Here is a 5,486-nt window from a genome sequence, read left to right as displayed (position 1 = left end):
GTCCGGGCGGCCGTAGCGGTAGGCGGCTTCTATTTTTTCGTAGATCATAAGCGGGACACCTCCATGGGCGCAAAGTATTCGGCCAACTCGCGGGCCAGCGGCTCCGGCAGCGGCACCAGGCGGCTGCGTCGCCAGCCGACGATCAGCAGGCGGCCAAAGTACCAGGCCCCGCCGTAGAGGCGTGTGGGCATGGCCTGCCCAGCCAGGCAGGGAACGTAGGCCAGCGCCGCGGGCTGGGTGCTGAACGGCTTGATGCGCACCGCCCCACCCAGATAGGCGTCCAGTCCCTGGGCGGTGTCCGGAATGTTGCGGACCTCCGGCGGCTGGCCGGGGTCGATCAGGATTCCGCGCATTACTTCGCCTTCTTTCTTTTGGCATAGTAGTTTCGATTGTATTCGGCCACCTTCTCCCGGTTGGCCTCATACCAGGCCCGCTGCTGGGCAGCCACCTTCTCCCGGTTGGCCTCCCGGTAGGCCCGCTGCTGGGCGGCCACCTTCTCCCGGTTGGCCTCATACCAGGCCCGCTGCTGGGCGGCTTGTTTACTTTCCACAGCATGGCGGGCATCTGCATCCGTGTCTTTCGCCGCGGCCCATTCCTCCGCGCTCACGCCGTCCCAGGTGCAATCATCGTAGGGACACTGCTCACAGGTTGCGCAGGCTCCGCAAGGCGCTTTCATGTGGCCACCTCCTCGTCCAGCGCGAACCACGCGCCCAGCAGGGCGTTGAGAACCAGCACCCCGCCGACCAGCGCGGGAATGTTGAGGGCAGCCACCGCCGCCAGAATGTAGATGCCCAGCGTCACCGCCGCAGTCTTGACGGCGGCGCGCAGCAGCGGTAAAATAGGGGTGAGCAACTTCCAGTGCTCTGTTTTTTGGCCGTTCCGGTGTGCCAGCACCGGGGCGGCTGTCTTTTTTATAGTCATTATGATGCTCCTTTCAAGTCGGGTGTGGCTGCCCACCCCGGCGCCCCCAGGCGCTGCATGCACAGTTCCAGGGTGTAGTCATGGGCTGCCTTGGCCTGAGCATCCCGCCACCGCTGGCGGTCCGCCTCGGTCGGCGGCTGGATGATCGTCACCTCTCCCGTCTCGCGGGATATATCCAGAATCATGATGTGGGTCCTTTCCTCTTACTTTTTCAGTGCGGCAATTTCCGCCTTCGCCGCGGCCATATCGGTGCAGTCGCACCAAAACTCGCCGTTCAGATACACAACGTAAGGCTTTGCGCCGGATCGAACTTCGATCGGGGATCTCTGGATCACCTGTACTTCCATGTTCTTCATATAAATTTCTCCTTCTTGTTCTCCCTCCCGTCCCATGCTACAATGGGGATGGGAAGGGAGGTGATAAAATGAAGTACATATATGCAGTCGAGCCTGGTACCAATATGAAAATTTCAACTCCTGGCGTTACGGATTTCCAATCGATCAAAAAAGAAGTTCAAATGTTTCCTAATCGAGTAGAGAATCACTCCGTATACCCGAACGGGTTTGAAATCACAATGATTCAGTATGCTGATTCGATTGCTGTTGGGACTAACATGCCGCTGGAACCTGATGGCAACGGCGGATTCATTGCACCGACAGATAAATAGCGTCGTCTGTCTGGCAAATCTTTGTAGTTCCAAAGTCAACCGAATACACACCTTGAGAACGCTGCTTTTGAGCTTCCACCTCATTGGCAGCGTTTTCTGTGGTTACTTCTTCATCCATCCCGTTCACCCCCTTTGAAGTACAGACTATGGGATGGGTCAGGTGGTAGAATGAAGTTGGTTCTCACAGTGCTCGATGTCCATGATGGTCACCCCCAACAGTGCGGCCAACCCACCAGCCAAAGAAAGGTCAAGATGCTTCTGACGCTCTCCCGATTCGATCATCTGGTAATACTGACGGGTGATTCCAAGTTTGTCCGCCACATCTTGTTGCGATAGCCCCTTCCGATTGCGAAGCTCGACCAGATACTCCCTCAAGTTCCTCTCACCTCCTTGCTACATATCGTTGCCTTTAGTATAGGCCCAAAATCTCATTATGTCAACGTTTCGTTGCAATTTCGGCGGTTTATACAAATATTCCGCTACGATTTGTTGCTACTATTGCAAACGCAACAAATAGTTGCTATACTGGAAACAAAGGAGGCGCCTACTATGTTGAATTTGCTGAACGCGCGAAAAGCAATTCACAAAACGCAGCAGGAAGTTGCCGATTACCTCGGAATCTCCCGCCAGGCCTATAGCAACTATGAGGCGGGCAAGCGTGAACCTGATTTCGAGACGCTTTTGAAATTGGGGGAGTATTTTGGCTGCAGTGTGGATTATCTGTTGGGAAATAAAAAAGACCCTGCCCCTGCGGGCAAGGTTTCTGATGAAGATATCAAATTTGCGCTATTTGACGGTGCGCCGGTCACCGACGCCCAGTACGAGGAAGTGAAGCGATTTGCCAAATTTATCGCCGAGCATAACATCCGCCCCAAAGACGACTGATTTTTACCAAGTGGCCGAAGCTGCTGGGGTGCCGGTCATCCACATGCCACTGCCGGAAGTGCGTAGCTTGGCGCTGGCCGTCGGTAGTAGCGGCGTGGTCGGCCTGGACAACACCCATGCCATGACCCGTGCCGAGGAGCAAGCCCGCCTGGGCCACGAACTGGGGCACTGCCTGTATGGTGGCTTCTATACCCGTGGAACGTCTTACGATGTGGCCGAGCGCCACGAGGTGCGCGCCGACCGCTGGTACATAAAAAGAGCCATCCCCAGGCGCACGTTGTTTCGCTTGCTTCGTGAGGGGCGCGACGCCTGGGAGATCGCCGAACTGCTGAACACTACCGAGGAATACGTCCGCCGGGCGTACTACTATTATAAAGACGTATCAAAGATGGAGTGATACACATGAACCCGACGATTCGGTTTATTCTGACCCTGCTTTTGGGATGGACCGGCATTCAACGCTTTTTGGACCACAAAATCGGAACCGGCATTTTATACCTTTGCACATTTGGCCTATTTGGGATTGGATGGTTCGTTGATGTTTGCATAGCACTATTCCACCTTGTGACCTTTCACAAAACGACGCGCCCCTCCAAAAATGACCTTCCGGAAGATCATTCTTTACCTGCACCTGCCTACACTTCCCATACTTCTATTCCCAGTCCAAGTATTGAATCGGGGGCAGGCTGCAAAATCTTACGTAGTTCCTTTGTTTCGCCTACGGCCAAAAACCTGGAGGGTATCTGTTCTTACGTGGTACTCGATACCGAAACGACCGGCCTCGACCGCAAAAACGACAGAATCGTTGAGATTAGCTTGGCGCGTTATGAGAATGGTGTACAGACAGATCACTATGCTACGCTGGTCAATCCGCAAATCCCGATTCCTCCTGCAGCTTCACGTGTAAACCATATTACGGATACCGACGTTGCCACGGCCCCCACCTTTGCACAGATATGGCCGGATGTGTGCCGAATGGTGCAGGATGTACTTATCGTTGGTCACAACGTAACTTTTGATTTGGATATGATTGGCTACGCAATTCCAGATTCTGCAGCATCCTTAAATGTCCAGTATTTAGATACGCTTACACTTTCAAAAAAGGCTTTCCCTGGCCGGAGTACTTACAAGCTGGCCAATTTGGTTAAAGATCTTGGAATTTCCAGTACCCAAACACACAGAGCAGATGATGACGTTGTATTGACAGCACAACTATTTGAGCGTTGCCGTTTCGAAATCATGGATGCTTACCGTAAAGAACTCGAAGCCCGCCGGGCGGCACGTGAGCAGGCAAGGGCCGAAAAAGCTGCACGCTTTGGGTGGTCCCCTATGCTCAATAAAAATTTTGTTTTTACTGGCGATTTTCAGCAGAACCGGGAAAAACTCGAATCCTCTCTTGAGAAAATCGGCGCCAACTTGCGGGATAATGTCAATGGAAACACTGATTATCTCGTTAAGGGTTCGCTGACAAACCTTCCCGATTGGGCAGTAGAACGAAAATACAGCAAAGCCGTTACCTTGTCTCAAAACGGGAAAAAGGTCAAGATTATTGACGAATCTGAATATATATCCCTTTTGCAGCAGGTTCTGCAAATGGCGCCAACGCATCAATAAATACGATTAAAATAAAAACGCCCCGCCGGCGGCAACCGGCAGGGCGTTATAGATCAGCTTGCCCCATGTGGGAACAATACCGACCCGCAATCGTATTGTACCACCTCCGGGCAGGCTTTGACAAGTGTACCCCGGAGGTGTTTTTTATGACAGCAGATATTTTGGCCCGCTATTCCACCGATCACCAGAACCCGGTCACCATCGACGTGCAGGTGGCCGCCTGCAAAGCCTGGTGCAAGCAGCACGGCTACCAGGTCGGCCGCGTGTTCGCCGACGAAGCCGTCAGCGGCATGAAGGACACCCGCGCCGGGTATCAGGCTTGCATCCGGCACCTGTCCATGGGCGGCGCAGACCTTGTGGTGATCTACGACCAGAGCCGCATGTTCCGTGAGTTTACCGAGTGGTTCGAGTTCCGGCGGCTGGTGGCATCCTTCGGGGCGGGTGTGGCCTCGGTCACGCAGCCGCAGCTTGGCGGCGACCTGCAGGACCCCGCCGTGTTTATCGGTGAGGCCGCCACCGCCATGATGAACCACGCCCAGGTGCTGGTAACCCGGCAAAAGACCATCGAGGCGCTGCGCTACCGTGCCCGCAACGGAAAGACCACCGGCGGCCGCCCGGCGCTGGGGTACGATATCGGCCCGGACAAACACTATATTATAAATGAAGGGGAAGCCGAAACGGTGCGCCTGATCTATCGCATGGCTGCCGACGGCGAGGGGTACGGCCATATCGTGGATGAGCTGAACCGCCGGGGGCTGCACACCAAGCGGGGGAGAGCCTTTACCAAAAATTCGTTGTTGGAAATTCTGCGCAACGAAAAATACATCGGGGTGCTCACCTATGGCCGCGCCCAGAAAGGCGGCCGCGGCGGCTGGAACGCCCACACCAATCCCCGGCCGGACGCGATCCGCCTGGAGGGCGGCGTTCCGCCCATCGTGGAGCGGGATGTGTGGGAGATCGTCCAGCGCCGCCGGGAATCCCGCCGGGGCTGCGGCGGCCGGGCCAGCGCGAAGCAGACCTACCTGCTGACCGGCAAGGTCTACTGCGGCGCCTGCGGCGCGGCTATGGTGGTACACTCATCTAATGACGGCTCACTCTACCAGTATTATGAGTGCGGCGCCAAGCACCGCAGCCACACCTGCAGCATGCGTAACGTGCGGGTGGACGTGCTGGACCGGTCGGTGGCCCGTGCGGTCAAACAGGCGCTACAGGACGCCACCAACCGGGACGCTCTGATCGACACCGTGCAGCGCGCCGAGCGGGAGGCGGTCTCACTGGCCGACACCGTCACAGCCACCGCCACCGCGCGGCTGCAAGCCATCAACGAAAAAATAGAGCGCCTGACCGATGCCATCCTGGACGGCATGTACAGCCAAGCGTTGAAGCAAAAAATGATGAA

The 5,486-nt window shown here is 55.8% G+C and carries 12 protein-coding genes; 5 read left to right on the top strand and 7 right to left on the bottom strand.

All coding sequences use genetic code 11. The annotated features are described in order from the left end of the window. Positions 1-44: 44 nt before the first annotated feature. The 5 genes from Q0526_RS11070 to Q0526_RS11050 are packed head-to-tail and all read right to left on the bottom strand — an operon-like array spanning position 45 to position 1,277. The gene (locus Q0526_RS11070) at positions 45-353 is read right to left on the bottom strand and encodes a hypothetical protein (protein ID WP_298733542.1); all 309 of its coding nucleotides are present in this window, start codon (positions 351-353) and stop codon (positions 45-47) included. Next, the gene (locus Q0526_RS11065; protein ID WP_298733540.1) at positions 353-676 is read right to left on the bottom strand and encodes a hypothetical protein; all 324 of its coding nucleotides are present in this window, start codon (positions 674-676) and stop codon (positions 353-355) included. Before Q0526_RS11065 ends, Q0526_RS11070 begins: the two co-directional genes overlap by 1 nt. Then, a complete protein-coding gene (locus Q0526_RS11060) occupies positions 673-921 on the bottom strand; it encodes a hypothetical protein (RefSeq protein ID WP_298733538.1) in 249 nt (82 codons plus the stop codon). The genes Q0526_RS11065 and Q0526_RS11060 overlap by 4 nt, the downstream gene beginning before the upstream one ends. Continuing rightward, positions 921-1,106 (bottom strand): hypothetical protein, encoded by a 186-nt coding sequence (locus tag Q0526_RS11055; protein ID WP_298733536.1) that lies wholly within the window; start codon positions 1,104-1,106, stop codon positions 921-923. Before Q0526_RS11055 ends, Q0526_RS11060 begins: the two co-directional genes overlap by 1 nt. A gap of 18 nt (positions 1,107-1,124) precedes the next feature. Further along, positions 1,125-1,277 (bottom strand): hypothetical protein, encoded by a 153-nt coding sequence (locus Q0526_RS11050; RefSeq protein WP_298733534.1) that lies wholly within the window; start codon positions 1,275-1,277, stop codon positions 1,125-1,127. 68 nt (positions 1,278-1,345) lie between these two features. Here Q0526_RS11050 and Q0526_RS11045 point away from each other — a divergent pair, with 68 nt between their 5' ends. Then, positions 1,346-1,588 (top strand): hypothetical protein, encoded by a 243-nt coding sequence (locus tag Q0526_RS11045; protein ID WP_298733533.1) that lies wholly within the window; start codon positions 1,346-1,348, stop codon positions 1,586-1,588. On the opposite strand, the gene Q0526_RS11040 is transcribed toward Q0526_RS11045, so the two are convergent. Further along, positions 1,566-1,706 (bottom strand): hypothetical protein, encoded by a 141-nt coding sequence (locus Q0526_RS11040; protein WP_298733532.1) that lies wholly within the window; start codon positions 1,704-1,706, stop codon positions 1,566-1,568. The two genes, Q0526_RS11045 and Q0526_RS11040, sit on opposite strands and share 23 nt — an antisense overlap. Before the next feature lie 38 nt (positions 1,707-1,744). After that, a complete protein-coding gene (locus tag Q0526_RS11035) occupies positions 1,745-1,963 on the bottom strand; it encodes a helix-turn-helix transcriptional regulator (RefSeq protein WP_298733530.1) in 219 nt (72 codons plus the stop codon). 174 nt (positions 1,964-2,137) lie between these two features. Here Q0526_RS11035 and Q0526_RS11030 point away from each other — a divergent pair, with 174 nt between their 5' ends. The 4 genes from Q0526_RS11030 to Q0526_RS11015 form a co-directional block, all read left to right on the top strand. Continuing rightward, positions 2,138-2,473, top strand: a complete 336-nt coding sequence (locus tag Q0526_RS11030; protein ID WP_298733528.1) for a helix-turn-helix transcriptional regulator — start codon at positions 2,138-2,140, stop codon at positions 2,471-2,473. Positions 2,474-2,540: 67 nt separating this feature from the next. Beyond that, complete coding sequence (locus Q0526_RS11025) at positions 2,541-2,870, top strand: hypothetical protein (RefSeq protein ID WP_298733526.1); 330 nt, start codon at positions 2,541-2,543, stop codon at positions 2,868-2,870. A 5-nt stretch (positions 2,871-2,875) separates the two neighbouring features. Continuing rightward, positions 2,876-4,087, top strand: a complete 1,212-nt coding sequence (locus Q0526_RS11020; RefSeq protein ID WP_298733524.1) for an exonuclease domain-containing protein — start codon at positions 2,876-2,878, stop codon at positions 4,085-4,087. A 146-nt stretch (positions 4,088-4,233) separates the two neighbouring features. Beyond that, positions 4,234-5,486, top strand: a 1,253-nt coding sequence (locus tag Q0526_RS11015; RefSeq protein ID WP_298733522.1) for a recombinase family protein, incomplete at its 3' end; no start/stop codon positions are given.

The organism is uncultured Subdoligranulum sp., assembly GCF_937890665.1.
This window is presented reverse-complemented; position numbering and strand designations above follow the sequence as displayed.

Bases quoted from the DNA above. Each gene is read 5' to 3' on its own strand.
- Q0526_RS11070 (WP_298733542.1), bottom strand. From the start codon at position 353: ATGCGCGGAATCCTGATCGACCCCGGCCAGCCGCCGGAGGTCCGCAAC.
- Q0526_RS11065 (WP_298733540.1), bottom strand. From the start codon at position 676: ATGAAAGCGCCTTGCGGAGCCTGCGCAACCTGTGAGCAGTGTCCCTAC.
- Q0526_RS11060 (WP_298733538.1), bottom strand. From the start codon at position 921: ATGACTATAAAAAAGACAGCCGCCCCGGTGCTGGCACACCGGAACGGC.
- Q0526_RS11055 (WP_298733536.1), bottom strand. From the start codon at position 1,106: ATGATTCTGGATATATCCCGCGAGACGGGAGAGGTGACGATCATCCAG.
- Q0526_RS11050 (WP_298733534.1), bottom strand. From the start codon at position 1,277: ATGAAGAACATGGAAGTACAGGTGATCCAGAGATCCCCGATCGAAGTT.
- Q0526_RS11045 (WP_298733533.1), top strand. From the start codon at position 1,346: ATGAAGTACATATATGCAGTCGAGCCTGGTACCAATATGAAAATTTCA.
- Q0526_RS11040 (WP_298733532.1), bottom strand. From the start codon at position 1,706: ATGGATGAAGAAGTAACCACAGAAAACGCTGCCAATGAGGTGGAAGCT.
- Q0526_RS11030 (WP_298733528.1), top strand. From the start codon at position 2,138: ATGTTGAATTTGCTGAACGCGCGAAAAGCAATTCACAAAACGCAGCAG.
- Q0526_RS11020 (WP_298733524.1), top strand. From the start codon at position 2,876: ATGAACCCGACGATTCGGTTTATTCTGACCCTGCTTTTGGGATGGACC.